This is a genomic window from Streptomyces sp. NPDC059255, from assembly GCF_042752355.1.
Lineage (GTDB): Bacteria > Actinomycetota > Actinomycetes > Streptomycetales > Streptomycetaceae > Streptomyces.
This window is the reverse complement of record NZ_JBHYZP010000042.1, coordinates 28,884-55,664: the sequence shown is the minus strand read 5'-3', so window position 1 is coordinate 55,664 and position 26,781 is coordinate 28,884. Positions and strand designations below refer to the sequence as shown.

Here is a 26,781-nt window from a genome sequence, read left to right as displayed (position 1 = left end):
CAACCACCAGGAGTGAACGATGAGCGTCAACCTCTCCAAGGGCCAGCAGATCAGCCTGACCAAGTCCGGTGGCGGTGAACTCACGACCGTCCGCATGGGACTCGGCTGGCAGGCCGCCAAGAAGGGCTTCTTCGCCCGGCTGACCGCCAGCGAGATCGACCTCGACGCCTCGGCGCTGCTCTTCGCCGGCAAGGAAGCCGTCGACGTCGTCTTCTTCCAGCACCTGACCAGCGACGACGGCTCCGTGCGGCACACCGGCGACAACCGGGTCGGCGGCGCCGGCCAGGGCGGCGACGACGAGTCGATCGTCGTGGACCTCCAGCGGGTCCCCGTCCACGTCGACCAGATCGTCTTCACGGTGAACTCCTTCACCGGCCAGACCTTCGAAGAGGTCGAGAACGCCTTCTGCCGGCTCGTCGACGAGACCAACGGCCAGGAGCTGGCCCGCTACACGCTCACCGGCGGCGGCGGCCACACCGCCCAGATCATGGCCAAGGTGTTCCGCTCCGGCGGCGGCTGGGAGATGTCCGCCATCGGCAGCCCCGCCGAGGGGCGCACCTTCCAGGACCTGATGCCCGCCGTCGCGCCGCACCTCTGACCCCGGCCGGTCCGGCCGGCCGGACCGCCGTGCACCATCTGTCAGATCCATCCAACCGTCCGTCCATCCGACCCACCCGACCGACCAGGAGTAGTCACGTGGCCCTGTGGGACCGCATCAAGGATTCCGCGTCATCGATGCAGACGCAGCTCAACGCGAAGAAGAACGACCTCAAGAGCGGCGCCTTCCGGGACGCCAGCATGGCCATGTGTGCCCTGGTCGCCGCCGCGGACGGCTCCATCGACCCCTCGGAGCGCCAGCGGGTCGCCGCGCTGATCATGACGAACGACGTGCTCCAGAACTTCCCCGCGGAAGACCTCCAGACACGGTTCAACGACTACTGCCAGAAGCTCACCGCCGACTTCGACTTCGGCAAGGTCGGCGTGCTCCAGACCATCGGCAAGGTCGCCAAGAAGCCCACCGAGGCCCGCGCGGTCATCCAGATCGGCATCGTCATCGGCGGCGCCGACGGCGACTTCGACGACAGTGAGCGTGCCGTCGTCCGCGAGGCGTGCTTCGCCGTGGGCATCGCGCCGAGCGAGTTCGACCTCTGACGGCCGTTTCCTCCGAAGCCCGATGAACCGGGGCGTGCCGCGCGATGTCCGGCACGCCCCTTCGCGTCAGCGGTCAGCAGCTGGCGGCCGGTGACCAGCCGCCGGTCGTCAGCCGTCGTTCGTATCGCGGGCCGGGTCCGCGCCGGGGGCCGGTCCCGCCGCGGCGAGTGCGCGGCGCAGCCGCTCATGGGTGCGGTTCTCGTGGAAGAGACGGCCCACCAGCGAGCCGCCGTAGACGACGAACCCGACGCCGACGAGCCAGGACTGGAGCACCAGCACCGTACCGAACGGGCCGTACGTGACGGCGTTCGAGGCGATCAGCGGCGAGAAGACGACCCGGGAGAAGATCCGGAGCCCCAGCAGGCCCAGGGCGGTCGCGACGGCGCCCGGTATCAGCGCCCGCCAGCGCACCCGGCCGGCGAGCAGCACCCGCTGGGACCACCAGAAGAAGAGGAACGTCAGGACCAGATCACCGGCCGTGCCGAGCGTCAGCACGACGACCGAACTGGACGTCACCGGCGTATTGACGAACACCACCAGGAAGGCGACGAGCGCCGCCAGCCACACCACGTGGCGCCACATCGTGTGCCAGCGGGCCGTCGGCAGCTCCCAGATCCGCTCGTACCCCGTCTGCACGGCGCCGCCGAAGGTCAGTCCGAACACGGCGAGCGCGGCGAGCCCGAAGGCCGTCGTCCGCTGCAGCGCCTGCCCCGGCCGGCCGAACAACTGCTGGATCTCCTGCTGCGACGACGCGGAGACCCCGAGCCCCTGCCCCAGCCAGCGGGCGAAGCCCTGCCCGCTCGCAGGGTCCGCCGCGGCGACCAGGATCAGCAGCGGCACCAGGGTCAGAAAACCCAGCGCGGCGAAGCTCATGGCCCGGTGCATCAGCTCCGTCTCGCGCCCGCGGTTCCAGGTGAGCACGGCGAGCGATGCCATCCTGCGGGGCAGGGCGGTGAACCGGTGCCTCTCCCGCCGCCCACCGAAACGTTGCCGGGTCATGTCCCGTCCCTACCCCGGTACCGGGTGCTCCCGCGCTGCGCTGCGCCGACGGCCCCCGGATGGCTCCTCAGCGCCGGCCGAGCCTGCGCTCGCCGCCCGCGCCGGTGTTGTAGGGAAGCCCGTAGTGGGCGAAGATCCCGGGCTCCATCTCCGCGAGCAGTTCGCCGTCCGTGTCGATCGAGGGGGCTTCCTTGGCCAGCCTCCTGTCCCACGGGACCTTCAGGTACCCAGGACCGACCGTGGCCTCGGCCAGCGGTACGAAGACCAGCCGCCGCTTGGTCGGCAGCCCGACCGTGACCGCGGCGAACGACGGGGCGTCCGTCGCCGTGTCGACATATACGGCTTCCAGCGAGCCGATCTTCCGCTTCTCGGCGTCGACCACGTCGTGGCCCCGCCACTCCCGGATGTCATCCGCTTCGAACATGTCCGTCCCGCCTTCTCGTTCGTCGGCCGCCGGGTGGTGCGGCGTCGGCCGCTCCGCTCACGTGTACCCCAGATTTCCAGGGCCGGCGCCGGATCTCCGGCGCGAACCGCCGATGCCCCCGCCGAAAGCCTGCGGTCGCGCGAAAACCGCTGGTCGTCGTGTGGGGGCGACCGGCATCATGTCCCCATGCTGATCAGGGAAGCCACCCCCGAGGACTGGCCCGCCATCTGGCCTTTCTTCCACAAGATCGTCGCGGCCGGCGAGACGTTCACCTATCCGACCGGGCTCAGTGAGACCGACGGCCGTGACTGGTGGCTGATGACGGCCCCGAACCGTTCCGTCGTAGCCGTGGACGACACCGGTACGGTCCTGGGCACGGCGAAGATGAACGTCAACCACATGGGCAACGGTTCGCACATCGCCGGTGCCAGCTACATGGTCGACCCGGCGCACGCCGGACGCGGCGTGGGCCGGGCGCTCTGTACGTACTCCGTCGACTGGGCCCGCGCCGCAGGCTTCCGCGCGATGCAGTTCAACGCCGTCGTCGAGACCAACACGTACGCCGTGAAGCTGTACCACTCGCTCGGTTTCGAGATCCTCGGCACGCTCCCCGAGGGATTCCGGCATCCCACGGAGGGCTATGTCGGCCTGCACATCATGCACCTCAAGCTCTGATCCGGCTCCGGGCCCCGGTCCGGCGGCGCGGGGGGCGCTTCCGGAGGCCGGGGCGCCGGGAGGTCAGCGCTCCTGCAGGACGGAGAGGATGTTCCCCGCCGGGTCCGTGAACCACGCGATGTACGGGCCGCCGCCTCGGAAGACGCCCTTGTCGTCCGCGTCCATCCCCGGGTAGCGCTGGAGGCGCACGCCCCGGGCGGTGAGTTCCTCGACCGCCGCGTCGATGTCGGCCACCGGGAAGTTGAGGATCGTGAACGTCGCCGGGGTGTGGTCGGGCTTGGGATAGACGAGCACCGTCGTGCCGCCGGCCAGCCGCAGGCGGAGCAGGCCGTACTCCTCGGTGACCTCCAGTCCGAGCGTCTCGCCGTAGAACCGCCGGGCCTTGCCGATGTCGTCGACGGCGAACCCGCTGAACGCCTCGCTCCTGCCGAACATGGCTCTGTCCTTCCCTCGCGTGCTTCGTTCGCGTCGTACGGGTTGTAGGGGGCGTATGGGTCGCAGGGGTAGGCGTTTCCGGCACCCCGGACTCATCGGCCGCCCGGCACCGCCCCGAAACGCCCCCTCGCGACCAGGGCCGCCCCCAGACCGAGCCAGAAGCCGGCGAACAGCCAGCCCCCGAGCACATCGGTGACCCAGTGCACCCCGAGAAAGATCCTGCTCAGCCCCACGGCCACGGCCCAGCAGCCTAGGACCACCATGAGCGGATACGCCGCGAACGGCCACCCGGCGGACCGCGGGTGCGCGCGGGCCCGGCGCCGGCTCGCCCGGGCCACGCCCCAGATCAGCGCCCCCGCCACCAGCGCCGAGGTCGTGGTGTGCCCGGAGGGGAACGCGTACCCGGACGCGTGCGTGGCCCAGTCGTCCACCGGGGGCCGCGGCCGGGCGATCGTCAGTACGAGGCCGTACCGCACGGCCTGTCCCGTGAGCAGGAACAGCAGCGCCGCGACCGCCCCGTACAGCCGTCGCCGGACGCCGCTCCCGGCGAGCACTCCGGCCACCACGGCACCCAGATAGGGGAAAACCCCGGTGCCGGTGGCGGTCACCGCCCTGGCCAGCGCCGTGGCGACCGGCGGACGGTGGCGCACCGACCAGTCGAGCGCGCTCCGGTCCACCGGGAACGGGGCGCCGTGACGGCCGGCCACGGCCACGGCCAGCGCGGCGAAGGCCAGGGCGCAGAGCGCGACGGCGACGGCCGCCGGCGGCGGCAGCCGGGCCGGCCGGGGGAGGGCCCCCCGCGCGCTCACCGTTTGGCCACCAGCGGTGCGAACCGGGTGGTGCCCAGCCGCTCGGCCACCGGCGCGGTGGCCCGGCGCGCCCCCGCCATCAGGGCCCAGGTCACGCCCGCCCCCACGGCCAGCCCGAGCATCACGTCATGCGGATAGTGCGCCCCGACCCAGACCCGCGAGGCCGCCATCGCCACCGCGGCCGGGACGGCGAGCGCGGCGAGCCGGCGGTCCGTGAAGAGCAGTGTGGCGGCGACCGCCGCCGCGAGCACGGCGTGGTTGCTGGGCAGCGACCAGTCGCCCAGGGCGGGACAGGCCTCGACCGTGGCCGTGTGCAGGGTCTGGCAGGGCCGCTGTTCCCGCAGTAGCGCCTTGAGTCCCGTACTGACGACGAAGCCCGCCAGGACGACCAGGGGCGCGGCCAGCGCCAGCGCCGCCCGGGCCGAACCGCTCGGACGGGCCCGCCACCACGCGGCCAGCAGCAGGGCGCCGAAGAGGAGGAGCCCGTACGTCGACCAGACGGAGACCGCGGTGTCCAGCCAGCCGGGGGAGCGGTGGGCCATGTCGATGACGGAGGTGTAGAGCCCGTCGTCGAACCACCGGTCGCCGTGGGGGAGCGCGGCGGAAGGGGACGCCGTCACCGCGACCCCTCTTCCGCCGAGGGGGCCACCGGTGTGCCTTTCCCGGCCGTCCGGCGGGAGCGCCGTACCTCCAGGGCCACCGGGACCAGGGAGACGAGCACCACGAGCGCCACGAGGGGCAGCAGATAGCGCTCGACATCGGGCACGGAGGAGCCGAGCGCGTACCCGGCGAGGACGAGGCCGACGGTCCAGAGCACGCCGCCCGCGACCTGCCAGAGGGTGAAGACCCGGGCGGGCACGTTCAGCGCGCCGGCGAGCGGGTTGAGCACGGTCCGTACGAGCGGCACGAAACGGGCCAGCACGATCGCCTTCGCGTGGCCGTACCGGTCGAGCAGTTCCTCCGCGCGGGCCGCCGCCTCGTGCAGCTTGCGGGCCCGGCTGCGGGCGAGCAGGGCCCGCCCGCCGCGCCGGCCGATCCAGTAGCCGGTCTGGGCGCCGATCAGCGCCCCGGCGACCGAGGCGACGAGCACCTGCCCCAGCGCGAGGTGCGCGGAGCCGTGGCCGCCGGGGACACTGAGCAGCCCGGCGGTGAACAGGAGCGAGTCGCCGGGGAGGAAGAAGCCGACCAGGAGCCCGGTCTCGGCGAAGAGGACGACGGCGATGCCGAGGGCACCGAACGCGGCGAGCAGGGACCCCGCGTCGAGGAGGTTCACGGCCTGCGGCATCGTCGCGAACGCGGATACGGCCATAGAAGAGCTGCTCCCATAATGGTGGACAGGGATGTCCTGCATGACGATCTGATGGACTGCGGATCTGATTGACTACAGATCTGTAGACGGTCTACTTCACTGTAGACGAAAGAAGTGGGAGGAGCGTTCCCATGGGCGAGGAGAGCCCGGAACGGCGTCCGGCGGGCGAGCTGGAAGCCGGTGTGCTGGCGGCGCTGTGGGCCGCGGACGGGCCGCTCACGCCGGGCAGGGTCCAGGAGGAGCTCGGCGGGTCGCTCGCCCGCACCACCGTCACCACCATCCTGTCGCGGCTGTACGAGAAGGGCAGCGTCACCCGCGTCAGGGCCGGGCGCGGCTACGCGTACACCCCGACCGAGGACGCCCCCGGACTCACCGCCCGCCGCATGCACTCCGAGCTGGCCAAGGACGAGGACCGCGGCGCGGTCCTGGCCCGGTTCGTCTCCCAGCTCAACGACGAGGACGAGCAGCTGCTCCGCTCCCTCCTGGACGGCGGTGCCGCGTGACCTCCGTCGTCTGGGTGCCCCTGCTGATGCCCTTCCTCGCCGTGCCCGCCGCGCGCCGGGCCGCCGCCCTCCTCGCCCCCCGTCACGCCGCGTGGCTGCTCACCGCCACCGCGCTCGTGCTGGCCGCGAGCAGCACGGCCGCGCTGGCGCTGCTCGTCGTCCCGGGCGCGTCGTACGTCCCCGTCGTGGCCCTGCTCGGCGAGCTGGTCCGGCCGCTGGCGGCGGGCCCGCCCGCGATGACCGTCGCGCTCGCCTCGGCCGCCGGCGGCCTGCTGCTGTGGCGTACGGGCGTACTGGCCTCCGCGGTCCGCCGCAACCGTGCCGAGCTGCGCCGGGCCAGGGCGGCGGCCGGCGGCGGGAGCGCCGAGCTGGCGGTCCTGCGGGACGCGCGGCCCGACGCGTACGCGCTGCCCGGCCGCCCCGGCCGGATCGTCGTGACCACCGGCATGCTGCGCGCCCTCGAACCGGCCGAGCGCGAGGCGCTGTTCGCCCACGAACGCGCGCACCTGCGCGGCCGCCACCATCTCCTCCTCCAGGCCGCGCAGCTGGCCGCGCTCTGCCATCCGGCCCTGCGGTCCCTGCGCGAGCCCCTCGGCTACGCGCTGGAGCGCACCGCGGACGAGGCCGCCGCGGCGGCCGTCGGTGACCGGCGTCTCGCGGCCCGCGCCATCGGCCGCGCCGCCCTCGCCACCCGCGGCGCGCCGGCTCCGGCCAGGCCGCGCGCCGTCCTGGCCGCCGCCGCGGGCCCGGTGCCCCGGCGTGTCGCCGCGCTGCTGGGCGCCGGGGGGAGCGGCGCGCCGCCCCGGCCGACGGCGGGCCGCCTCGTCGCGGGCGCGCTGCTGCTCTGCCTCGCGGTGTCCGGCGCCACGGCACTGGGCGCGGCGGACGACCTGCACACGCACATCGAGATCGCCCAGGGCGAGATCCCCGCGCGCTGACCGGCGCCCGCGCTCCCAGGCGGCGGTTCCCGCTCTCCCGGCGGCGGTTCCCGCCCGCCACCCGCTCAGGTCCCCGACAAGCTCTCAGCCGAACAGCCGGCCCAGTTGCAGGGTGTCGCCCGGGGAGCCGCCGGGCGCGCGGTACTCGTGCAGCGCCGCCGGGTGCGGGGACCAGAGCGCCGGTTCCAGACGCGCCGGTCTCTCCGGCACCGGCTCGTGCGCGCCGAGCGACGGCAGCGCCCGGTCCATCCGCAGCGCGTCGACCGACTCGGCGAGCAGTTCGTACTCCGTCGTGTCGTCACGGGTGGCCACGCGGATCAGCCGGCCCGCGGCGAGATGCTCCGCGATCATGTCCTGGTGCGCGACGTCGTCCCGCCAGGCGCGGAGCGTCGTCGGCACGTCCGGCACCCCCCGGGCCACCGGCGCGAGCGCCTCGGCCGGAAAGTGATGGCTGTCGGGGCTGGGGTCGAGTCGCTCCGCGATCCAGGTCGCGCGATCCCGCAACCACCACAGTGCAAGTGCCAGAGTGGGGGCGCGATAGGTGCCCAGAGGGACGCCGATGCGCTGTCCGCCGCAGATTCCGTACGCGGTGACATGGCACAGGAATTCGTCATGCACGGCCGCTCTCCTTGCGCCGTTCTGTGAGGCCGGGTGGCCTGGGCCGCAGTGCTGGGGAGGTGCTCGGGCGGTGCTGGGGATGGTGCCGGGGCGGTGCGGTGGGGGGACGTGCGCGGTGGAGCGCCGGGCGGACCCGCGAAGCCGTTCTCCCGTGCTGAGGGAGATGCCCCTTCTGCGGCTCGATTGCCCGAACTTCCAACTATGAGTGGTGCGCTGACGCGCTGTCACCATGAGATTCCGGACAGAATTCGGGCCGTACGGAACGCGGGGCCGTGCGGAACGCCGGCGGTACCGGACACCGGCCGTACGCGCCCCGCCTCTACATGCCCGATCGGCTATATTTCCGGCGAGGTATATTGAAGTCATGCCCATACCGTTCGACGTTCTCGCGGAGCCCAACCGGCGGAAGATCCTCGATCTCCTCCTGGAGCGCCCGTACACGGTGGGCCAGCTCACCGAATCCCTCGGGCTGAGCCAGCCGGGCACCTCGAAGCATCTGAGGGTGCTCCGCGAGGCCGGACTCGTCCGGGTCCGGCAGGAGGCCCAGCGCCGCTGGTACGAGCTGCGGCCCGAGCCCCTCGCGGAGCTCGACGCCTGGCTCGCCCACTACCGCCACCTGTGGTCCGGCGCGTTCGACGCGCTCGAACGGCATCTCGACGCGATGGAGGACGACCCCACATGAACACGACACCGCACGACGCCACGCTGACCACGTCCGACGGCCGCAGCGCCCTGCGGATGGAGCGCAGGCTCCCGCACCCGCCGGAGAAGGTCTGGGCCGCGCTCACCGACCCTGCCGCCCTCCGTGCGTGGTTCCCCGCCGAGGTCACGGTGGAGCTCACCCCGGGCGGCGCGATGACCTTCCGGTTTCCCGGAGCGGGGGCCGACGAGCCCGGTCTGACCGGCACGGTCACGGATGTCGAGGAGCCCCGCCTCTTCGCCTTCACCTGGGGCACGGACCACCTGAGCTGGACCGTCACCCCGGACGGCGAGGGCTCGCTCCTCACCCTCGTGCACACCTTCGGTGACCGGCCCGGCGCCGCGAGCTTCGCCTCCGGCTGGCACCTCTGCGTCGACGCGCTCGCCCGGCTCCTCGGCGGCGTCACCGCCACCCCCGCCCCGGAGCGCGGCGCGCTCCACGAGGCGTACCTCGGCCGGTTCGGCCTGGACCGGGGGACGGTCGAGTCCGCCGAGCCGGCCGAGCCCGGCGGTGCGGACCGGCTGGTCCGCTTCGAGCGGCAGCTCGTCCGGCCCTCCGAGACCGTCTGGGCGGTGCTCTCCGCCGGGATCGAACCGGTGGCCGGGCTCCCCGTCCCCGTGGGCTTCACCGCCGGGACGGCACCGGAGGGCCCGGTCACGGAGGTGCGGGCGCCCCGGTCGCTGACGTACGCCGTGGCGCCGCACTCCGCGGTGACGTGGGAGCTGGGCGAGGGCACGGGGCACGGCGCCCGCCTCGTCCTCACCCAGACCGGCCCCGCGGGATGGGACACGGATGCCGCGCTCGCCGCATGGCGGACCCGTATCGAACAGCTCGCGGTCGCACTCGTGAACTCCTGACGCGTACGGCCGTTCTCCGCCCGCGTGCCACCCGGTGGACAGGCGGGCCGGGCGCCTGGTTATGGTGCCTTCAATGTTTGCTTCGCAGTTTCCCCCCACGAACTTGCCAAGAGGCGTCCGCGCCGCCCCGGGTTCCCTCCGGGAGGCAAGGTGACCCAGACCACCGGACAACTCGCCGACCGGACCGGGGCCGTACGGTCCCGTCCGGACGCGGACGCGGAGGCGGCGCCGGCGCCGCCTCCGGCCCCCGCCAGGAAACGGGACTCCTTCTTCGACAACGCGAAGTACCTGGCGATCCTGCTGGTCGCCGTCGGGCACGCGTGGGAGCCGCTGCGGGACGGCAGCCGCGCCGTCTCGGCCCTCTACATCGTCGTCTACAGCTTCCACATGCCGGCGTTCATCCTCATCTCCGGCTATTTCTCCCGCAGTTTCGACTACCGCCCCGACCGGGTGCGCCGTCTGATCACCGGCATCGCCGTGCCGTACATCGTGTTCGAGGTCGCCTACAGCCTCTTCCACCGGTACACCGCGGACGACCCCTCCATGCCGGTCAGCCTGCTCGACCCGTGGTACCTGACCTGGTTCCTGATCGCCCTGTTCGTCTGGCGGATCACGGCCCCGATCTGGCGGGTCGTCCGCTGGCCCGTTCCCGTCGCGCTCTGCGTCGCGGCGCTCGCCACCACGTCACCCGACATCGGCGACGATCTCGACCTCCAGCGGGTCCTTCAGTTCCTGCCGTTCTTCGTGCTCGGCCTGCAACTCAAGCCCGAGCACTTCCAGCTCGTCCGGCGGCGCGAGGCGCGGCTGCTGGCCATCCCGGTCGCCGCGCTGGCCGTGGTCTTCGCGTACTGGGCCGTCACCCGGATGAACATGGCCTGGTTCTACCACCGCGACAGCGCCGAGGAACTGGGCGCCCCGTGGTGGAGCGGCGTCCTGATGACGTTCGCCCTGTTCGGCTGCTCGCTGGTGATGACCGCCTGCTTCCTCGCCTGGGTCCCGGGCCGCCGCATGTGGTTCACGGCACTGGGCGCGGGCACGCTCTGCGGCTATCTGCTCCACGGGTTCCTCACCCAGGGCGCGGGCACCTGGGGCTGGTACGACCCGGCCTGGCTGCATACCCCGCAGGGCGCGGTCTTCGTGACGCTGCTCGCCGGAGCCGTCGTCACCCTCCTCTGCACGCGACCGGTCCAGCGGCTCTTCCGCTTCGCCCTGGAGCCCCGGATGGAGTGGGCGTTCCGGAAGGATCCAGCGGAGCGGCACGGAAAGTAGCGCCACTCCCGCACCGGCGCCACTCCCGCACCACCCATCCCGAGCAGGCGCGGGGCGGAGGCCGGCCGGCCTCCGCCCCGCGGCCGGACTCAGAGGTCGAACTCGTGCGGCGGCAGGTCCAGCGCGAAGCACGCCTCACGGACGATGGCCTGCTCGGTCTTGTCGAAGTCGCCGTCGGCGCCGCCGATGACGATGCCGATCTGGACGACCGCCCGCGCCTCCGCGGGCTTCTTCTTGGCCTTGGCGATCTCCTGGAGAATGGTGACCTTGCCGAACGCGAAGTCGGCCGTGAGCTTGTTGAGATAGTCGTCGAAGCGCCGCTGGAGGTCCTCCGCCGGGAAGTTCTGCAGCACCTCGTTGGAGGCGATCAGCGAAGCCACCCGCTGCCGCTCCGTCGGGTCGACGGAGCCGTCCGCGGCGGCGACCAGGGCGCACATGGCCATGCTCGCGTCGCGGAAGGCGCCGCTCTTGAGATCGTTCTTCTTCGCCATGAGCTGCGTCTGCATCGTCGCGGCGGATTCCTTGAACCGGTCCCACAGGGCCATTCGTTCATCTCTCCTCAGGTGTCACACAGAACCAATCCGACAACGTCCGGGACCGCCGTCGCGTGCCCGTGCGGGCGATCCGGTTCAACCCGTACCGCCGGGGCCCCGGTTCTGTGCCGGTACGGCCGGATTCCGGCCGGTCCTGTAGGCGCTGCGCCACGGGTCGCCCGGTGGCCGCCGTCAGGCGGTGGTGATGCGCGTGACCGCCCGGCGGGTCAGTGCGCGGCTGTGCGGTGCGCCGTTGTTCAGGGCGCGGTGCAGGGTGAGCCCCTCGATCAGCGCGTCGAGCTGGCGTGCCGTGTCGGGGTCGAAGTGCCGTTCCAGCAGCTGTCTGCTGCGGCCCATCCAGGCCTGCGTCAGCTCCTGGTACTCAGGGCGCCGGGCGGCGAGGGTGTAGAGCTCCTGGGTCAGGACGAGGTCGCGGCGGGGGCCCTCGGAGAGCGTGTGCACCAGGTCGGTGACGGCCTCGCGGGCCTGTTCCGGGCTGTCCGCACGGCCCAGGTGTTCCTCGAAGACGGCCACGACCCGGTCGGCGAAGCGCGTGAAGGCTTCGCGCAGCAGCTCGTCCATGCCGCCGAAGTGGTACGTCATCGAGCCGAGGGGGACGGCGGCGCGGGCGGCGATCTTGCGGTGGGAGACGCCGGCCACGCCCTCCTCCGCGATGTGGTCGAGAGCCGCGGCGAGGATGCGCTCGCGGCGCCGCGGGTCCGCGTGTCCGGTGGCCACCTGGTGTGCCTCAGAGGGTGCGGATCGGCCGGGCGGGACTGCCGACGGCGACGACGTTCGCGGGGATGTCCTTGGTGACCACCGCGCCGGCGCCGATGACGCTGTTGTCCCCGATCGTCACGCCGGGGCAGACGATGACGCCGCCGCCGAGCCAGACGTTGTCCCCGATGGTGATGGGGAGCGCGGCTTCGAGCTTGTCGCGCCGTGGCGCCGGTTCCAGCGGGTGCGTGGGGGTGAGGAGTTGGACGTTCGGCCCGATCTGGCAGTCCTCCCCGACGGTGATCGCCGCGACGTCCAGCGCGGTCAGGTTGTAGTTGACGAACGTGCGGGCCCCGATGGTGATGTTGCTGCCGTAGTCGACGTACAGCGGCGGCCGTACATGCGCCTGATCGCCGACCCCACCCAGCAGTTCGGCCAGTAGGGGTCCGGCGGTGCGGGCGTCCTCGGTGTAGGCGGCCTGGTACCGCGCCGCCAGGCGTACGGCCCGCTGCTGCCGCTCGGCGATCTCGGGGTCGTCGGCGATGTAGAGATCCCCCGCCAGCATGCGGTCGAGGTGGGTGCGCGGATCGCCCGCGAAGTAGTCCGTCGGCATGACGGCGACCCTACCGCCCGAAGCGTACGAACGTACACTCCGGGGTGGCGTCTTCGGCCAGGCCGGCGCCGGGCGGCCCGGTGACGTACGGGCCGCTCCTACCGGAACGGACCACGGACCGGGTGCCCCGCCGGAGCGGCGCGCCGCCCCGGCCGCGCCCGCTTCCCTACGATCCCCTGGCAACGACCCACCCGTCCGTGACCACGGCCCGATCCACCCGGGCCACCGGTCCTGGGCGTTCGGCCCCCGGTCTCCGACCCCGGGCCGCCGATCCGCCGTCAGTTGGGAGCAGCACCATGCCGACCGAACCGACCCTCCAGAACGTCTCCTTCCCGAGCGCCGGGACCACCGCCTACGGCTATCTCGCCGTACCGCCCGCCGGACACGGCCCCGGCATCGTCGTCATCCAGGAATGGTGGGGCCTGACCGCCCACATCAAGGACATCGCCGACCGCTTCGCGCAGGCCGGCTATGTCGCCCTCGCCCCCGACCTGTACGGCGGCCAGGTCGCCCACGACTCCGGCGAAGCGGTGCGGCTGATGACCGAACTGCCCACCGCGCGGGGCGTCGAACTGCTCTCCGGCGCGGTGGGCTACCTGCTGGACCGGCCCGAGACGGAGGGCGGCACGATCGGAGCGGTCGGCTTCTGCATGGGCGGCGGCTTCGTGCTCGGCCTCGCCGCCGCGGACCCGCGGGTCTCCGCCGCCGTGCCGTTCTACGGCGTCAACAAGGACGGCGTCCCGGACTTCTCCGGGCTCAAGGCGGAGATCCTCGGCCACTACGGGGAGCGGGACGACACCGTGCCGGTCGCCACCCTCGACGAGCTCAAGGCCACCATCGAGGCGCAGTCCGGCATCGTGCCCGTCTTCCATGTCTACGAGGGCGCCGGTCACGCCTTCTTCAACGACGGCCGCCCCGAGGCGTACCACGCCGAGGCCGCCGGGCGGGCGTGGGACCGTACGCTCGCCTTCCTCGGCGCCCGGCTCGGCGCCGCCTGACCCGCGCCCGCCCGGCGGGGGAGCGGGGCCGACGGCGCCTCAGGTGAGCGCCGTCCCCCGCCACAGCAGCAGCACCACATCGACCGCCGCGACGACGACGGCGGCCAGGAACGGCGCCTTCGGCCGGTGGCGCCCCAGCAGCGCGCCGCCCGCCGCGGCGACCAGCGCCACCACCAGGGCGAGCACCCCCGCTCCGCCGGGGCGGCCCAGCGCCAGCAGCGCCGTGGCCGCCACCAGCGGGGCGGGCAGCAGCAGCCGGACGCCCGAGGGGCCCAGCCGCTGCGGCCAGCCGCGCACCCCGGCCGCCAGGTCGTCCGCGATGTCCGGCAGCACATTGCCGAGGTGCGCCCCGACCCCCACCAGCGCCGCCGCGGCCACCACCCACCAGGCCGGCGGCGGCCGCCCCGGCAGACCGAGCGTCACGAAGGCGGGCAGCGAGGCGAACCCGACGGCGTACGGCAGCCAGGACGCCGCCGTCGCCTTCAGGCCGAGGTTGTACGCCCAGCCCGCGGCCACCCCCACCAGATGCACCGCCCCCGCGAGCGCCCCGTACAGCAGGGAGAGGGGTACGCACAGGGCCAGCGCGATCAGCGCGGCGCCGCGTACGGTGCGCGCGGTCACCGCCCCGTCCGCCACGGGCTTGGTCCGCCGGCCCGCCGCGACGTCCCGCGCCGCGTCGGCCGCGTCATTGCTCCAGCCGATGGAGAGCTGCCCCGTCAGCACGGCCGCCGTCGCGAGGACACAGCCGGGACCGTCCTGTCCGGCGGCCACCGCGAGCCCCGCCACCAGCAGCGTCACCGCGGCCGTCGGCCCCGGGTGACACGCCCTCGGCAGCGCCCCCGCGGAGCGCGGCCACCACCCCGGCGCCCCGCCGAGGGAGCCGCCGACCGTGATGCCCGCTTCGTCCCTCGCGTCCATCCGCCCATCGTAGGGTCCCCCGCGGCCCCGTCCACCGGGCCGCCACCGGAGGGGCCGTACAGGCGACTTCACGTGTGGCGCGGCGGTGCGGGGGCAGGGATTTCACGTCAGTCGCCCCCGACCTCGGACCGCAGATGACCCGCATCGCAGCCGTCCACGGAGCCCTGGCTCCGCATCAGCACAGCCAGCAGGACCTCACGGACACCGTCGCCGCCTGCTGTCTGCCCGCGGGGGCCGACCGCCGGGTGCTCGACCGGCTGCACCGGGCGACCCGCGTGACCTCCCGTCATACGGCCCTGCCCCTCGACCGGTACGGCGCCCTCGACGACTTCGGCACGGTCAACGACGCCTTCATCGGAGCGGCGGTCCCGCTGGGCATCGAGGCGGTCGGCGGCGCGCTGGACGCCGCCGGGCTCTCCCCGCGCGATGTCGACCTGCTGATGTTCACGTCCGTCACCGGCATCGCCGCGCCGTCCGTGGACGCCCTCCTGGTGGGGCGGCTCGGGCTGCGCCCCGACGTCAAGCGCGTACCGGTCTTCGGCCTCGGCTGTGTCGCGGGGGCGGCCGGCATCGCCCGGCTGCACGACTACCTGCTGGGCCACCCCGACGACGTCGCCGTCCTGCTCTCCGTGGAGCTGTGCTCGCTCACCTTCCAGCGGGACGACCTCTCCACGGCCAACCTCGTCGCCTCCGGGCTCTTCGGCGACGGGGCGGCGGCGGTCGTCGCCTGCGGGGCCAGGCGCCGCGCCACGGGGCCCCGGGTCCTCGACGCCCGCGGCCATCTCTACCCGGACACCGAACACGTGATGGGCTGGGACGTCACCGGCTCCGGTTTCCGGATCGTCCTGGACGCGAGCGTTCCGGACGTCGTACGGAAGAACCTCGCGGCCGACGTGGACGGCTTCCTCGCCGGCCACGGGCTGGGGCGCGAGGACATCACCGCCTGGGTGTGCCACCCCGGCGGCCCCAAGGTCCTGGAGGCGATCGAGGACGTCCTCGAACTCCCGGCCGGAGCCCTGGACCTCACCTGGAACTCCCTGGCCGCCGTGGGCAACCTGTCCTCGTCCTCGGTGCTGCACGTCCTGCGCGACACCCTGGCCGAGCGGCCGCCCCCGGCCGGCACGGCGGGGCTGCTGCTCGCGATGGGGCCCGGATTCTGCTCCGAACTGGTCCTGCTCCGCTGGTAGCCGCACCACGAGTGGTAGCCGCACCACGAGTGGTAGCCGCACCACGAGTGGCAGCCGCACCACAGGGAGAGAAAGACAGGGAAGAAGATGATCTGGTACACCGCGCTCGTCCTGGCCGTCGGCGCGGAGCGCGTCGCCGAACTGGCCGTCGCCCGCCGCAACGCCCGCTGGAGCCTGGCGCGCGGCGCCGTCGAACGGGGGCGGGGGCACTATCCGCCGATGGTCGTCCTGCACACCGGGCTGCTGTTCGGCTGCCTCGCCGAAGTGGCGCTCGCCGACCGGCCGTTCGTACCCGCCCTCGGCTGGACCATGCTCGCCGTCGTGGTCGCCGCGCAGGGGCTGCGCTGGTGGTGCGTGCGCACCCTGGGGCCGCGCTGGAACACCCGGGTCCTGGTGGTGCCCGGGCTCCCGCTGGTGACGGCCGGCCCGTACCGGCTGCTGCGCCACCCCAACTACGTGGCGGTGGCGGCCGAGGGCGTCGCGCTGCCCCTCGTGCACGGTGCCTGGCTGACCGCGCTGGTGTTCACCGTCCTCAACGCCGCGCTGCTGACCGTCCGGACCCGGTGCGAGAACAGCGCGCTGCGGATGGCCGGGGCGGGCGCCCTGCCGTGATCGACCTGCTGGTGGCCGGTGGCGGTCCGGCCGGACTCGCCACCGCCGTCCACGCCGCCCTGGCCGGACTGGAGACCGTGGTGATCGAGCCGCGCGCCACCCCGGTCGACAAGGCGTGCGGCGAGGGCGTGCTGCCCAGCGGCGTGCGCGCGCTGGCCGCCCTCGGCCTCGAAGGGCCCGGCGGACCCGGGGGCCACACCCTGCGCGGGATCCGGTACGTCCGGGGCGCGGAGCGCGCGGAGGCCGCCTTCGACGCGGGCCCCGGCCTCGGCGTACGCCGCACCGCCCTGCACGCGGCGCTGGCGCGGCGGGCCGAGGAGACCGGCGTACGGATCGTCACCGGCCGGGTCGGCGAGATCGAGCAGCACGCCGACGGGGTGACCGCGGGCGGCCTGCGGGCGCGCTGGCTGGTGGCCGCGGACGGCCTGCACTCACCGGTACGGCGCCGCCTCGGCCTGGAACTGCCGGGACGGGGCCCCCGGCGCTACGGGCAGCGGCGGCACTACCGTGTCGCGCCGTGGACGGACTTCGTCGAGGTCCACTGGTCGGCCACCGGCGAGGACGGTGAGGCGTACGTGACGCCGGTGGCCCCGGACCTGGTGGGGGTCGCCGTACTGAGCACGGTCAGGCGCGGCTACGACGACCACCTCGCCGCCTTCCCCGAACTGCGGGCCCGGCTCGCGGGAGCGCCCGCCGGAGCCGTGCGCGGCGCGGGTCCGCTGCGCCGCCGGGTACGCCACCGGACGGCGGGGCGGGTGCTGCTCGTGGGCGACGCCGCGGGCTACGTCGACGCGCTCACCGGCGAGGGCATCGCCCTCGCGCTGGTGTCCGCCCGGGTGGCGGTGGGCTGCCTGCGGGCCGGGCGGCCCCAGGCGTACGAGCAGGCGTGGCGCGCGCTGACCCGCCGCCACCGGCTCTTGACGGAGGGGCTGCTGAGGGTCGCGGGCCGCCCGGCGGGCGCCCGGCTGCTGGTCCCGGCGGCGGCGCGGGCGCCGTCGCTCTTCACGGCGGCGGTACGCGCCCTCCAGTGACCGCCCCGGTCAGGGGGAGAGGTCGGCCGACGGATCCGCCGGCGGCGGCGCCAGCGCGGCCACCGATCGGGGCAGCACATGCGCCAGGTAGTCCTCGATCGTCGCCTCCAGACCGATGTCGCGCCCCGCCGCCTCCGACAGGTACCAGCGGTGCTCCAGCACCTCGTGGTAGATCTGCGCCGCGTCCATCTCACCGCGCAGCTCCAGCGGTACGGCCCGTACCGTCGGCCGGAACACGTCGCGCACCCAGCGGTGCGCCAGCACCTCGGGCCTGGCCCCCAGCGGATCGCCGGGGGCGTAGTCGTCCTCGCCCGCCATCCAGCTCTCCAGGTCGTTGAGGAGCCGCCGAGCCTGGTTCTCCTCGGCGTCCAGCCCGGTCAGCCGCAGCAACTGGCGCTGGTGGTGGCCCGCGTCCACGACCTTCGGAAGGAACGTCACGGTGTCGCCCTGAGGGGAGCGTTCGATCTGCATCTCCGCCACGTCGAAGCCGAGATCGTTGAGGCGGCGGATCCGCCGGTCGATGTAATGGCGCTTGTCCACCGGGTACACCGACTCCCGCGTCACCTCGTGCCACAGGTCCTCGTACCGCCGTACGATCGCGGCGCCGAAGGGCACCGGGTCGACGGAGGGGTGGAGCGCGCCCGACGCCTCCAGGTCCATCAGCTCCCCGGCGATGTTGACCCGGGCCAGTTCGATGTCGTACTCGCGCTGTCCCCGGCTGAGGTTCTGCTGGAGCTGACCGGTCTCGGCGTCCACCAGATAGGCGGCGTACGCCCCGGCGTCCCGCCGGAAGAGCGCGTTGGACAGCGAGCAGTCGCCCCAGGCGAACCCGGCGAGATGGAGCCGTACGAGCAGCACGGCCAGCGCGTCCATGAGCCGCTTGACCGTGCTCGGGCGCATCGTCGACTCGAACATCGAGCGGTACGGCAGCGAGCCCTTGAGATGGCGGGTGATCAGCGTCGGCTCCAGCGGCGCGCCGTCCGCGTCCACCCGGCCGGTCACCACCGCCACCGGGTCCACGGCGGGGATGCCGAGCCGGTGCAGATCGCGCAGCAGACCGAACTCGCGCACCGCGCCCCGCTCGGATATCTCCTTGACCGCCACGATCTCGGGGCCGGCCGACGCGAAGCGGACCACATGGCGCGAGATGCCGCGCGGCAGCGCGACCAGGCACGCGTCGGGCCACCGGTCGAGCGGGATGTTCCAGGGCAGGTCGAGGAGTACGGCCGGCTGCTCCGGATTGGTCGCGCTGATCTGGAGCGCCATCGTGCCTCCCACGGCGGTCGTCGGGCGGGCACCGGATCCCCGGCGGCCGAGGACAGTGTGCCGGGTCGGATCGCGTCCCCCCAAGGCAGGATGGGGTGAACGCTTGTGCACCTTTGGTCTGGCGCGGGGGTGCACAGACGTTTACCGTGGGGGTGAACGCCTGTGCACCCTGCCGACTCGCGCGTACCCCTCGCGCATGACCCTCGCGCATGTCTCCCGCGCATGTCCTTTGCGCGTACCCGCCCCATGGCGCGCGTATCGGTCCGTGCAGCCCCCCGCCGGCCCCTCACCGTACGGAGCGAGATGTCCGAAGCCATACCCGCGGCCGGTCCCGCCGGACCGCCCGCCGAGGCCCCGCACCCCCGGTTCCTCGTCGCCGTCCTGGCGTTCTGCGGGGTGGTCGTCGCCGTCATGCAGACACTCGTCGTCCCGCTGCTCCCGCACGTCCCCGCGCTCACCGGCGCCACCCCGACCGCGGCGAGCTGGCTGGTCACCGTCACCCTGCTCACCGGCGCCATCTGCACCCCCGTACTCGGCCGGGTCGGCGACATGTACGGCAAGCGCCGCGTCCTCATCGCCTCCCTCGGCGTGCTGGCCGCCGGGTCCGTGCTGTGCGCCGTCAGCTCCCACATCGGCGTACTGATCGCGGGACGGGCGCTCCAGGGCGCCGCCCTCGCCGTCGTCCCGCTGGGCATCAGCATCATGCGCGACGAACTGCCGCCCGAGCGCGTCCTGGCCTCCGTCGCCCTGATGAGCTCGACCCTGGGCATCGGCGCGGCCGTCGGACTGCCCGTCGCCGCGCTGGTCGTCGAGCACTACGACTGGCACACCATGTTCTGGGCGTCGGCCGCGCTCGGGCTGCTCGACATCGCGCTCGTCCTGCTCTGCGTACCGGAGTCGCCCCGGCGCTCGCGCGGCCGGTTCGACGCACTGGGCGCGCTCGGCCTGTCCGCCGCGCTGGTCAGCCTGCTGCTGGCGGTCACCCAGGGCGGCGACTGGGGCTGGACGTCGGCCCGCACGCTCGGACTGCTGCTCCTCGCCGTGGTGACCGGGCTCGTCTGGGGCCGTTACGAGCTGCGAGTCACCTCACCCATGGTCGATCTCCGGGTCTCCGCGCGCCCCGCGGTGCTGCTGACCAACATCGCGGCCCTGCTCATCGGCTTCGCCTTCTACGCCAACTCGCTGTCCACCGCCCAGATGGTCCAGGAACCGAAGGCCACCGGCTACGGCCTGGGCGCCTCGATCGTCGTCAGCGGACTCTGCCTGCTGCCCGGGGGCCTGACGATGGTCGCGCTGTCGCCCGTCTCCGCGCGGATCTCCGCCGCGTACGGTCCGCGGACCACCCTCGCGATCGCCTCCGGCATCCTCGCCGTCGGCTACGCGGTGCGCTTCTTCACCAGCCACCGGCTCTGGACGATCGTCCTCGGCGCCACCGTCGTCGCCGCGGGCACCGCGATCGCCTACTCGGCCCTGCCCGCGCTGGTGATGCGCGGGGTGCCGGTGAGCGAGACCGGGGCGGCCAACGGCCTCAACACCCTGATGCGCTCGGTGGGGCAGGCGTGCTGCAGCGCCGCCGTGGCCGCCGTACTCGCCCGGATGACCTTCGACGCCGGCGGGCGCACCGCCCCCACCCTCGGCGCCTATCTGCTGGTCTTCGTCCTCGCGGGCACCGCGGCGCTGCTCGCGCTGGCCGTCACGCTGTGTCTGCCGCGGCAGCCGGACGCCGCCACCGGTAGGGTCGGCCGGGACCGTGCGAAGTCGCTGGCCCAGGAGGGCGCATGAACGGGCGGGCAACGGACCCGCGGGCCACCGCCGCGTCGGAAGCCGGCGCCGGTGCAGACGTCGATGCCGACGCCGGGACGGGCCGGGCCGCGATCCTGCGCGCCGCGCGGCGCGCGTTCGCCTTCCGGCCGTACGCCGAGGTGACGCTGCGGGGGATCGCCGCCGACGCGGGCGTCAGCGCCTCCCTGATCGTCAAGCACTTCAGCACCAAGGAACGGCTGTTCAACACGGTCGCGGACTTCGGTCCCGCCGCCGACCAGCTCTTCGCCGCGCCCCTCGGCGAACTCGGCCGCCATCTGGTCCTCACCCTGGTGCGCAGCCGCCGCGAGCAGCAGGGGGACCCGCTGCTGCGGGTGGTGTTCGCACTGGGCAACGATGACGAGCGCGCCCTGCTGCGGGAACGCTTCGACGAACAGATCACCCAGCGCCTCGCCGGCCTGCTGACCGGCCGCGACCGCACCCTGCGCGCCGAGCTGATCGCCGGACAACTGCTGGGCCTCGGCGCGGTGCAGAGCCTCTACCGCTCCGGCGCCGGCGGCCGGACGACCCCGGAGGGGATCGCCGACCTCTACGCCCCCGCCGTCCAGCGCCTGATCGACGGCTGACCTGCGCTCCGGCTGACCGGCCCCGTCGGCGGTCGGCCGGTCCGTCCGCGTCAGCGCGTCAGCAGCAACTCGGTGTTGCGGTCCGTCGACGTGCCCGCCGGAGCGGTGGTCGAGCCGGGCGCGTTGTGCGACAGCTCCCGGTAGAGCGCCGCCAGCCCGGTCTGCGAGAGGTCCCCGAAGTCCGTACGGTGCGGCGCGGACGACTCGATCAGGGTGGTGAACAGCGACAGCGTGCCGTCGTTGTTGTCCGCGATCTCGATGACCCGGGCGAGCTGCGGGAAGTCGATGTGCGACGCCGTGGAGATCTCCCAGAAACCGCCGCGCGGCGCGATCGCGTTGCGGTGGCTGTGCCCGTTCACCCAGGCCAGCACCTGCGGACTGCGCCCCAGCAGCGCCAGCACCTCGTCACCGCTGTGCCGCGCCTCGCCGGGGTGGGCCGGGTCGGGGTGGGTGTTGGTCATCGTCCAGCTGTTGTGGTGGCTGAAGACCACGACGTAACCGTCCCGGAGCTCCTTGAGCGTCCGCTTCAGCCAGTTGAACTGCGCGGTGTTGAGCGATCCCGTGAAGTGCCCGCCCCGGTCGGTGGTGTCGAGGCTGATCCCGGTGACGTTCTCGCCCATCGGGAAGGTGTAGTAGAGCGTGTCGCCGTCGAGGTTGGCCGCGGTGTAGCCGTGCCCGGCCGGCCCCGCCCCGGCGCGCGCCGGATCGAGGTGCGCCTTCAGATAGTCGCGCGGGCCGAAGGGCGCCCGGCCCGGGTCCGGTGTGATCGTGCGCATCCGCCGCTTCGAACGGCGCAGCAGGTCGATCAGCTTGGCACCGGAGGGGTCGCCGCCCTTCGAGAGCAGCTTCAGCATCTCCTTGGCCTCGGCGTCCGGGATGCCGTACAGCTTCTTCGAGCCGACGGCGAAGTCCGCGAGGAATCCGCTCCGGTCGGCCATCGCGCCGCTCGCCAGCCCGTCGTGGTTGCCGACGGTCGAGTACCACGGGATGCGCAGCCCCGGGCTGTTGACCGAGCGGACCGCGGCGGCGAGGAATCCGTCGACACGGGGGTAGCCGAGCCGCTTGTCGGTGTCGCGCAGGCCGTCCTCGGGGTGCCAGAACAGCCGCTCGCCGGAGTTCTGCACCCCCTCGTAGCGGCGCGGGTCGCCCGTGTTCGGGGTGACGCGGCCGCCGCTCATCACCGTGAGGAACCAGTCGAGTTCCGCGTGCGAGTTGTTGTCCGTGTTGTCCCCGGTCGTCACGGCGAAGGAGAGCGGCGCCCCCGTCGCGGGACCCGTCCTGAGCGCGTTGATCTGCTCGATCAGCGCCACCGCGCCCGGGACCGTCAGGGCCTCCTGCGGGCGCCACCCGGAGAGCTGCTGCGAGCGCAGATACTCGGTGCGCACGGGGTGCTGGACATCCACCAGGTGCAGATCGGTGAGCTGTACGAAGGAGCTGAGCACGGTACGCCGTCCGGCGCGGCCGGCCCGCGGGGCCGCCAACTGCTCCCGTACGACCCGGCGCCAGCCGGGACCGTCGCCGAGCCGGCGGAACGCGGCGGCCGTGTCGCGCGGGGTGGCGACCGTGTCCAGCGTGGTACGGGCGGGCGCGGCAGGCGCCCGGACGGGGGCGGCGGTGGCCGTCGGGGCCACCGGGCCACGGGGGCCCGGCACGGCGGCCTCCGCGGAAGCCGCGGACGCCGCCCCCGAGTTGCCGCCCGCGCCGAGGGCCAGCCCGATCCCCGCCGAGACACCGACCGCTCCGGTCGCGGTGAGGAAGGAACGGCGGTCGACGGCGGTGACTGCGGAGCGTATGCGTGTCATGATCCGGTCTCCCGAGTACGAGCGCGTCGGCAAGCGTGCCGGGGACGGCCCCTGGCTGCACCTTGATGCTTGACATCGGGCGTGGCCTGGGAGTGAACGACGCTCCAACGTCCGACACCCATCTCCACACAGGGATCACCGCGGCGGTGAAGCGTCGCCGGGCCCTCGGCCGCAGGACCGGAAGCGGTCACTCACCGTTCACCGCGCGGGGAAGGGCGTCCCCTCGCGGCCGGCCGCGGGAAGCCGGGGAAATACGCCCCGCGCGGGACGCATAGGTCGCCGGAGAGCGGGCACACGCCTTTCGACAGGACCACGCTCACGGCCCTTCCCCCTCGGCCGCCTGAGCCTTCCCGGCCCCATCGGCGCACCCCCTCGCCGGTGGGGCCGCCCCTTTGGCGCGCCCCCGTCGCAGGCTCTGTATGCCATCCGCGCGCGGGCGCGCGCCCTTGCGTGCGGTCACGGGGGAGAGCCGGTGGCATGTGCCGTCGTGTGCGCCTGCAATGAGGCTCCCCGTATACGGTCCTCCCAGGTCGGTGCCGGTGCGCGGCCTCGTCCGGGGGTGCGGTCCACGGGGCGCGCGGCGGGGCGCGGGACATCTTCCCGGCTACGGTGCGTACTTCATAGATTCCGGTTGGGTCACAGTTCCGCGTGGACGGCGTGGCCTGTTCGACTGCTCGGACGGGCCGGCCCTCCCCGCCGTGTGCGCACCCCGGGGGCCGGTGGGAACGGGCCCGGGGTCGGAAGTGGCGCAGGTCACGGCGGTGCAGGTCGGAGCGGTCGCGGGGGCTTCCCGGGACCGGGCGCGCCCGGTGCGGACCGATCCGTACCGGCTCCGCCGATGTCCTCCCGTTACGTCACCCGCCCCGCGCGCTCCGGACGGCCCGAGCGGACCCCGCGTCACCTCGCTTGATCAACGGAGAGTTGCGAAAGATCAGCAAAGTGTTCGAGGGGGCGGATCGAGGCCCCTACACTGATCGCCGCAGCGGCAGGGTGGGCTCGATCAGCCCGCCCTTTCGGTGGGCGCGGTACGACCACGCCTTCGCAGTACCCAGCCGGAACGTTTCACCCCCCACTGTCCTTGAGGATCTATGTCGATCATCCATTCATCCGGGCGCCCCGTCGGCGGTCTCCCGGACCACGGCGCCGCCCGTCGCCTCCGGGTCCCGGGGCCACCAGGGACGGGGGCGGAGGGCCGGTGCTAGGGACTCCCGTTCGGATCTCGCCGGGCTCGCGCGGGCCCCTGCGGGGCCCCACAGGCGGATACGGCCCAACAGGCGGACGGAGCACCACTGATGGCGAGTGACAACTTCCGCCCCGTCTACCACCCGGCAGGCCACGACAACGATCTGCGCGCCGCCGTGCAGGAGTTGCGCGCCGGGCGCTGGGTCTCGATGCGCAACCTCCTCGCCGAGACCCGTGACTGGTCCCTGTGGACCCAGCGCACCCAGATACTGGCGGCCGTGGCCGCCGGATCCGACGCCGTACGGGCCTGGCGGAGCGAGGAGCCCGACAGCACCGCCGCCCTCGTCATGCACACCCGCGTCCTGGTCGAACGCGCCGTGCGCGCCCACCGCGAGGGACACGCGCGCACCCAGGAGCTGTGGCAGCAGGCGTGGGAGGCGTGCGGCACCGCCGCCCGGCAGGCCCCCGCCGACCCGGTGCCCTGGATCTGTCTGCTGGCGCTGTCCCAACTCGACACCGAGCAGCGGCTGGAGGAGCACCGGCTGCCGCCCCCCGGCCCGATGCTCTTCCCCGGTCCCTGGGCACTGCTGGCCGAGGTGGACAAGCGCGATCCGTACAACCGCGAGGCGTACCACCGCATGCTGCAGTTCGTGTACGCGCGGCGGTCCGACGGATCCCTCTCCGAGGCGGTCAACTTCGTGCAGTGGGCCGCCTCCTCCGCCCCCGAGGGATCGTCGCTGCACGCCATGCCGCTGTTCGTCAGGACGGAGCGCTACCGTCGCGACAACGGCCATGAGAAAGCCCTCGACCTGCACTGGGTCACGGAGGACGCCACCCGCGACGCCCTGCGGGCGCTGAACCTCTGGTTCGACCACGCCGTCCTGGCCGAGGCGTCGCTGCTCGACCTCAACCAGCTCGCGCACGCCCTGTGGGGCGCCCTCCAGTTCAGCGAGGCGGCCCGGGTGTTCGAGGCGCTCGGCCCGTACTACGTCTCCCTGCCCTGGGCGTACCGTACGCGCCGGCCCGGCGACGCCGCCGAGGCCGAGGATGTGTTCCTGCGGGCCCGCAGCCGCTGCCTCAGCGCCGTTCGCGAGCCCCGGAAGGGCCGCTCCGGCTGATCCACCGCCCCGTACCGCGCACCGCCCTCTCCCCGCGGCCGGTCCCCCTCCGTCCGCCCTCTCGCCCCCGTCCCCACCCCTTTTGTGTTTCTCCCCGGAGGTAGTTCCATGTCCGTTTCCCCGCCGACCTGGTCGAAGACCGAGCCCGCGCCACCGGTGGACGAGGAGAAGCGGCTGCGCGAGCTCGGTTACCAGCCGGTGCTCGCCCGCCGGATGGGCGGCTTCGGCAACTTCGCCATCAGCTTCTCCGTCATCTCCATCCTGTCCGGCTGCATGACGCTCTACGGGTTCGGCATGGGCACCGGCGGCCCGGCCGTGATGCTCTGGGGCTGGGCCGGCGTCGGACTCTTCGTCCTCTGCGTCGGCATGGCGCTCGCCGAGGTCACCAGCGCGTACCCGACCTCGGGCGCCCTCTACTACATGGCCGACCGGCTCGGCGGACGCAAGTGGGGCTGGTACACCGGCTGGCTCAACCTGCTCGGACTGCTCGGCGCGATCGCCGGAATCGACTACGGCGCCGCGCTGTTCACCGGAGCCTTCCTCAACCTCCAGTTCGGTTTCAGCCCCACCCCCGGCTGGACCTTTGTCATATTCCTCTGCATTCTCTTCCTGCACGCCGTGCTGAACCTCTTCGGTGTCCGGCTGGTCAGCGTCCTCAACTCCATCAGCGTGTGGTGGCACCTGATCGGTGTCGCCGTCATCGTCGGCGCGCTCGCGATCATCCCCGACAGCCACCAGTCGCCCTCCTTCGTCTTCACCGAGTTCGTGAACGACACCGGCTGGCAGAACCCGCTCTACGTCGCGGCCATCGGCCTGCTGCTCGCCCAGTACACCTTCTGCGGCTACGACGCCTCCGCCCACCTCTCGGAGGAGACCTCGAACGCCTCCGTCACGGCGGCGCGCGGCATCGTCCGGGCCATCTGGGTCTCCTGGATCGCCGGGTTCGCCCTGCTGGCCGGCCTCACCTTCGCCATCCAGGACTACGCGGGCGCCCAGAACAGCGCCACCGGCGTGCCGCCCGCGCAGATCCTCATCGACGCCCTCGGCACCAGCGGCGCGACCGCGCTGCTGCTGCTCGTCATCGTCGCGCAGCTCTTCTGCGGCAACGCGGAGGTCGCGGCGGCCAGCCGGATGGTGTTCGCCTTCAGCCGCGACAACGCGCTCCCGGGCTCCGCGCTGTGGCGGCGCGTCAGCGGCCGTACGCAGACCCCGGTCCCCGCGGTGTGGCTGTCGGTCATCGTCGCGGGCGTGCTCGCCATACCGTCCCTGTACTCGGCGACCGCGTACGGCGCGGTCACGGCCATCAACGTCATCGGCATCACCCCGGCGTACGCCATCCCGATCTTCCTCAAGCTGCGCGCCAAGGGCCGCTTCGAACCGGGCCCCTGGAGCCTGGGCCGCTGGTCCAAGCCCATCGGCTGGATCGCCGTGGTGTGGGTGGCCCTGGTCACCGTGCTCTTCTGCCTTCCGCAGACCAACCCCGTGACCGTCGACTCGATGAACTACGCGGTGATCGCCCTCGCCGTCGTCCTGGCGCTGGCAACCGTCTGGTGGTACATCGCCCGCGGCTCGTACAGCACCCCGCAGGCGTACGGCAACGCCCGCGAACAGTCGGAGATCTCCGAGGGCATCGTCTGATCGCCGGACGTTCCCGGTCCGTCCCCGAGGGGGTGGTGGGGTGGGCGGGGCGCCCCGACCCACCGACGCCCAGCCCGATCGAGCCGTGATA

Annotated in this window: 28 protein-coding genes and 1 pseudogene; 16 read left to right on the top strand and 13 right to left on the bottom strand. The window is 73.2% G+C overall.

Translation table 11 applies throughout. From position 1 onward, the window contains the following. Positions 1–19 precede the first annotated feature (19 nt). Positions 20–598: a TerD family protein gene (locus ACFXKG_RS34955; RefSeq protein ID WP_365817565.1), complete on the top strand. Its 579-nt coding sequence runs from the start codon at positions 20–22 to the stop codon at positions 596–598. A gap of 98 nt (positions 599–696) precedes the next feature. Continuing rightward, complete coding sequence (locus ACFXKG_RS34950; protein WP_365817567.1) at positions 697–1,152, top strand: TerB family tellurite resistance protein; 456 nt, start codon at positions 697–699, stop codon at positions 1,150–1,152. Positions 1,153–1,260: 108 nt separating this feature from the next. On the opposite strand, the gene ACFXKG_RS34945 is transcribed toward ACFXKG_RS34950, so the two are convergent. Then, entirely contained in the window at positions 1,261–2,088 is an 828-nt protein-coding gene (locus tag ACFXKG_RS34945) for a YhjD/YihY/BrkB family envelope integrity protein (RefSeq protein ID WP_384847629.1), read from the bottom strand. Between the two features lie 130 nt (positions 2,089–2,218). Continuing rightward, positions 2,219–2,575 (bottom strand): PRC-barrel domain-containing protein, encoded by a 357-nt coding sequence (locus ACFXKG_RS34940; RefSeq protein ID WP_384847575.1) that lies wholly within the window; start codon positions 2,573–2,575, stop codon positions 2,219–2,221. Between the two features lie 186 nt (positions 2,576–2,761). Here ACFXKG_RS34940 and ACFXKG_RS34935 point away from each other — a divergent pair, with 186 nt between their 5' ends. After that, the gene (locus ACFXKG_RS34935) at positions 2,762–3,250 is read left to right on the top strand and encodes a GNAT family N-acetyltransferase (RefSeq protein ID WP_384847572.1); all 489 of its coding nucleotides are present in this window, start codon (positions 2,762–2,764) and stop codon (positions 3,248–3,250) included. Between the two features lie 63 nt (positions 3,251–3,313). Here the strand turns inward: ACFXKG_RS34935 and ACFXKG_RS34930 are convergent, their stop codons facing one another. The 4 genes from ACFXKG_RS34930 to ACFXKG_RS34915 all read right to left on the bottom strand — a co-directional run bounded on the left by ACFXKG_RS34930 (position 3,314) and on the right by ACFXKG_RS34915 (position 5,803). Further along, a complete protein-coding gene (locus tag ACFXKG_RS34930) occupies positions 3,314–3,685 on the bottom strand; it encodes a VOC family protein (protein ID WP_384847569.1) in 372 nt (123 codons plus the stop codon). Positions 3,686–3,777: 92 nt separating this feature from the next. Next, the gene (locus ACFXKG_RS34925; RefSeq protein ID WP_384847566.1) at positions 3,778–4,494 is read right to left on the bottom strand and encodes a phosphatase PAP2 family protein; all 717 of its coding nucleotides are present in this window, start codon (positions 4,492–4,494) and stop codon (positions 3,778–3,780) included. Beyond that, positions 4,491–5,114 carry a phosphatase PAP2 family protein gene (locus ACFXKG_RS34920; protein WP_384847563.1) on the bottom strand — a complete coding sequence of 208 codons (624 nt, stop codon included), beginning with the start codon at positions 5,112–5,114 and terminating at the stop codon, positions 4,491–4,493. The genes ACFXKG_RS34925 and ACFXKG_RS34920 overlap by 4 nt, the downstream gene beginning before the upstream one ends. Then, complete coding sequence (locus ACFXKG_RS34915) at positions 5,111–5,803, bottom strand: DedA family protein (protein ID WP_384847559.1); 693 nt, start codon at positions 5,801–5,803, stop codon at positions 5,111–5,113. Before ACFXKG_RS34915 ends, ACFXKG_RS34920 begins: the two co-directional genes overlap by 4 nt. 131 nt (positions 5,804–5,934) lie before the next feature. Between ACFXKG_RS34915 and ACFXKG_RS34910 the strand changes: the two genes are divergently transcribed. Continuing rightward, complete coding sequence (locus ACFXKG_RS34910) at positions 5,935–6,306, top strand: BlaI/MecI/CopY family transcriptional regulator (RefSeq protein ID WP_384847556.1); 372 nt, start codon at positions 5,935–5,937, stop codon at positions 6,304–6,306. Then, positions 6,303–7,244, top strand: a complete 942-nt coding sequence (locus tag ACFXKG_RS34905) for a M56 family metallopeptidase (RefSeq protein ID WP_384847553.1) — start codon at positions 6,303–6,305, stop codon at positions 7,242–7,244. Before ACFXKG_RS34910 ends, ACFXKG_RS34905 begins: the two co-directional genes overlap by 4 nt. Positions 7,245–7,469: 225 nt before the next feature. Here the strand turns inward: ACFXKG_RS34905 and ACFXKG_RS34900 are convergent. After that, a pseudogene (locus ACFXKG_RS34900) lies at positions 7,470–7,862 on the bottom strand (hypothetical protein); the annotation flags it as partial. Positions 7,863–8,226: 364 nt separating this feature from the next. Between ACFXKG_RS34900 and ACFXKG_RS34895 the strand changes: the two are divergent. The 3 genes from ACFXKG_RS34895 (at position 8,227) to ACFXKG_RS34885 (ending at position 10,688) form a co-directional block, all read left to right on the top strand. Then, complete coding sequence (locus tag ACFXKG_RS34895) at positions 8,227–8,544, top strand: metalloregulator ArsR/SmtB family transcription factor (protein WP_365820583.1); 318 nt, start codon at positions 8,227–8,229, stop codon at positions 8,542–8,544. Next, on the top strand, positions 8,541–9,419 hold the full coding sequence (locus ACFXKG_RS34890) for an SRPBCC family protein (RefSeq protein ID WP_384847549.1): 879 nt from the start codon (positions 8,541–8,543) through the stop codon (positions 9,417–9,419). The genes ACFXKG_RS34895 and ACFXKG_RS34890 overlap by 4 nt, the downstream gene beginning before the upstream one ends. A 150-nt stretch (positions 9,420–9,569) precedes the next feature. Beyond that, the gene (locus tag ACFXKG_RS34885) at positions 9,570–10,688 is read left to right on the top strand and encodes an acyltransferase family protein (protein WP_384847546.1); all 1,119 of its coding nucleotides are present in this window, start codon (positions 9,570–9,572) and stop codon (positions 10,686–10,688) included. An 89-nt stretch (positions 10,689–10,777) separates the two neighbouring features. Here the strand turns inward: ACFXKG_RS34885 and ACFXKG_RS34880 are convergent, their stop codons facing one another. From ACFXKG_RS34880 to ACFXKG_RS34870, 3 genes are all read right to left on the bottom strand, one after another. Then, entirely contained in the window at positions 10,778–11,233 is a 456-nt protein-coding gene (locus ACFXKG_RS34880; RefSeq protein WP_384847543.1) for a tellurite resistance TerB family protein, read from the bottom strand. A 180-nt stretch (positions 11,234–11,413) separates the two neighbouring features. Beyond that, on the bottom strand, positions 11,414–11,959 hold the full coding sequence (locus tag ACFXKG_RS34875) for a TetR/AcrR family transcriptional regulator (RefSeq protein WP_384847540.1): 546 nt from the start codon (positions 11,957–11,959) through the stop codon (positions 11,414–11,416). Between the two features lie 10 nt (positions 11,960–11,969). Then, positions 11,970–12,551, bottom strand: a complete 582-nt coding sequence (locus ACFXKG_RS34870) for a sugar O-acetyltransferase (RefSeq protein ID WP_384847537.1) — start codon at positions 12,549–12,551, stop codon at positions 11,970–11,972. A 296-nt stretch (positions 12,552–12,847) separates the two neighbouring features. Here ACFXKG_RS34870 and ACFXKG_RS34865 point away from each other — a divergent pair, with 296 nt between their 5' ends. Next, positions 12,848–13,549 (top strand): dienelactone hydrolase family protein, encoded by a 702-nt coding sequence (locus ACFXKG_RS34865; protein WP_384847534.1) that lies wholly within the window; start codon positions 12,848–12,850, stop codon positions 13,547–13,549. A 39-nt stretch (positions 13,550–13,588) separates the two neighbouring features. On the opposite strand, the gene ACFXKG_RS34860 is transcribed toward ACFXKG_RS34865, so the two are convergent. After that, positions 13,589–14,467, bottom strand: a complete 879-nt coding sequence (locus ACFXKG_RS34860) for a UbiA family prenyltransferase (protein WP_384847531.1) — start codon at positions 14,465–14,467, stop codon at positions 13,589–13,591. 134 nt (positions 14,468–14,601) lie between these two features. Between ACFXKG_RS34860 and ACFXKG_RS34855 the strand changes: the two genes are divergently transcribed. From ACFXKG_RS34855 to ACFXKG_RS34845, 3 genes are all read left to right on the top strand, one after another. After that, positions 14,602–15,654 carry a type III polyketide synthase gene (locus ACFXKG_RS34855; RefSeq protein WP_384847528.1) on the top strand — a complete coding sequence of 351 codons (1,053 nt, stop codon included), beginning with the start codon at positions 14,602–14,604 and terminating at the stop codon, positions 15,652–15,654. Between the two features lie 87 nt (positions 15,655–15,741). After that, positions 15,742–16,266 (top strand): isoprenylcysteine carboxyl methyltransferase family protein, encoded by a 525-nt coding sequence (locus ACFXKG_RS34850; RefSeq protein WP_384847526.1) that lies wholly within the window; start codon positions 15,742–15,744, stop codon positions 16,264–16,266. Next, positions 16,263–17,297, top strand: coding sequence for an NAD(P)/FAD-dependent oxidoreductase (locus ACFXKG_RS34845; RefSeq protein WP_384847523.1), 1,035 nt, complete (start codon positions 16,263–16,265; stop codon positions 17,295–17,297). The genes ACFXKG_RS34850 and ACFXKG_RS34845 overlap by 4 nt, the downstream gene beginning before the upstream one ends. Positions 17,298–17,306: 9 nt before the next feature. On the opposite strand, the gene ACFXKG_RS34840 is transcribed toward ACFXKG_RS34845, so the two are convergent. Beyond that, on the bottom strand, positions 17,307–18,563 hold the full coding sequence (locus ACFXKG_RS34840) for a DUF4032 domain-containing protein (protein WP_384847520.1): 1,257 nt from the start codon (positions 18,561–18,563) through the stop codon (positions 17,307–17,309). Between the two features lie 303 nt (positions 18,564–18,866). On the opposite strand from ACFXKG_RS34840, the gene ACFXKG_RS34835 reads away from it, so the two are divergent. Beyond that, complete coding sequence (locus ACFXKG_RS34835; protein ID WP_384847517.1) at positions 18,867–20,345, top strand: MFS transporter; 1,479 nt, start codon at positions 18,867–18,869, stop codon at positions 20,343–20,345. Beyond that, entirely contained in the window at positions 20,342–20,950 is a 609-nt protein-coding gene (locus tag ACFXKG_RS34830; protein ID WP_384847514.1) for a TetR family transcriptional regulator, read from the top strand. Before ACFXKG_RS34835 ends, ACFXKG_RS34830 begins: the two co-directional genes overlap by 4 nt. A gap of 50 nt (positions 20,951–21,000) precedes the next feature. Here the strand turns inward: ACFXKG_RS34830 and ACFXKG_RS34825 are convergent, their stop codons facing one another. Beyond that, entirely contained in the window at positions 21,001–22,752 is a 1,752-nt protein-coding gene (locus ACFXKG_RS34825; protein ID WP_384847511.1) for a TIGR03767 family metallophosphoesterase, read from the bottom strand. A gap of 1,292 nt (positions 22,753–24,044) precedes the next feature. Between ACFXKG_RS34825 and ACFXKG_RS34820 the strand changes: the two genes are divergently transcribed. Together ACFXKG_RS34820 and ACFXKG_RS34815 are read left to right on the top strand one after the other, a co-directional pair. Continuing rightward, entirely contained in the window at positions 24,045–25,052 is a 1,008-nt protein-coding gene (locus ACFXKG_RS34820) for a hypothetical protein (RefSeq protein WP_384847509.1), read from the top strand. Positions 25,053–25,160: 108 nt separating this feature from the next. Continuing rightward, complete coding sequence (locus ACFXKG_RS34815; RefSeq protein WP_384847506.1) at positions 25,161–26,690, top strand: amino acid permease; 1,530 nt, start codon at positions 25,161–25,163, stop codon at positions 26,688–26,690. Positions 26,691–26,781: the final 91 nt, after the last annotated feature.

Coding starts and splice junctions, on each gene's coding strand:
- ACFXKG_RS34955 (WP_365817565.1), top strand. CDS start 20: ATGAGCGTCAACCTCTCCAAGGGCCAGCAGATCAGCCTGACCAAGTCC.
- ACFXKG_RS34850 (WP_384847526.1), top strand. CDS start 15,742: ATGATCTGGTACACCGCGCTCGTCCTGGCCGTCGGCGCGGAGCGCGTC.
- ACFXKG_RS34860 (WP_384847531.1), bottom strand. CDS start 14,467: ATGGACGCGAGGGACGAAGCGGGCATCACGGTCGGCGGCTCCCTCGGC.
- ACFXKG_RS34930 (WP_384847569.1), bottom strand. CDS start 3,685: ATGTTCGGCAGGAGCGAGGCGTTCAGCGGGTTCGCCGTCGACGACATC.
- ACFXKG_RS34945 (WP_384847629.1), bottom strand. CDS start 2,088: ATGGCATCGCTCGCCGTGCTCACCTGGAACCGCGGGCGCGAGACGGAG.
- ACFXKG_RS34815 (WP_384847506.1), top strand. CDS start 25,161: ATGTCCGTTTCCCCGCCGACCTGGTCGAAGACCGAGCCCGCGCCACCG.
- ACFXKG_RS34895 (WP_365820583.1), top strand. CDS start 8,227: ATGCCCATACCGTTCGACGTTCTCGCGGAGCCCAACCGGCGGAAGATC.
- ACFXKG_RS34825 (WP_384847511.1), bottom strand. CDS start 22,752: ATGACACGCATACGCTCCGCAGTCACCGCCGTCGACCGCCGTTCCTTC.
- ACFXKG_RS34840 (WP_384847520.1), bottom strand. CDS start 18,563: ATGGCGCTCCAGATCAGCGCGACCAATCCGGAGCAGCCGGCCGTACTC.
- ACFXKG_RS34890 (WP_384847549.1), top strand. CDS start 8,541: ATGAACACGACACCGCACGACGCCACGCTGACCACGTCCGACGGCCGC.
- ACFXKG_RS34880 (WP_384847543.1), bottom strand. CDS start 11,233: ATGGCCCTGTGGGACCGGTTCAAGGAATCCGCCGCGACGATGCAGACG.
- ACFXKG_RS34915 (WP_384847559.1), bottom strand. CDS start 5,803: ATGGCCGTATCCGCGTTCGCGACGATGCCGCAGGCCGTGAACCTCCTC.
- ACFXKG_RS34820 (WP_384847509.1), top strand. CDS start 24,045: ATGGCGAGTGACAACTTCCGCCCCGTCTACCACCCGGCAGGCCACGAC.
- ACFXKG_RS34835 (WP_384847517.1), top strand. CDS start 18,867: ATGTCCGAAGCCATACCCGCGGCCGGTCCCGCCGGACCGCCCGCCGAG.
- ACFXKG_RS34910 (WP_384847556.1), top strand. CDS start 5,935: ATGGGCGAGGAGAGCCCGGAACGGCGTCCGGCGGGCGAGCTGGAAGCC.
- ACFXKG_RS34935 (WP_384847572.1), top strand. CDS start 2,762: ATGCTGATCAGGGAAGCCACCCCCGAGGACTGGCCCGCCATCTGGCCT.
- ACFXKG_RS34940 (WP_384847575.1), bottom strand. CDS start 2,575: ATGTTCGAAGCGGATGACATCCGGGAGTGGCGGGGCCACGACGTGGTC.
- ACFXKG_RS34855 (WP_384847528.1), top strand. CDS start 14,602: ATGACCCGCATCGCAGCCGTCCACGGAGCCCTGGCTCCGCATCAGCAC.
- ACFXKG_RS34830 (WP_384847514.1), top strand. CDS start 20,342: ATGAACGGGCGGGCAACGGACCCGCGGGCCACCGCCGCGTCGGAAGCC.
- ACFXKG_RS34870 (WP_384847537.1), bottom strand. CDS start 12,551: ATGCCGACGGACTACTTCGCGGGCGATCCGCGCACCCACCTCGACCGC.
- ACFXKG_RS34865 (WP_384847534.1), top strand. CDS start 12,848: ATGCCGACCGAACCGACCCTCCAGAACGTCTCCTTCCCGAGCGCCGGG.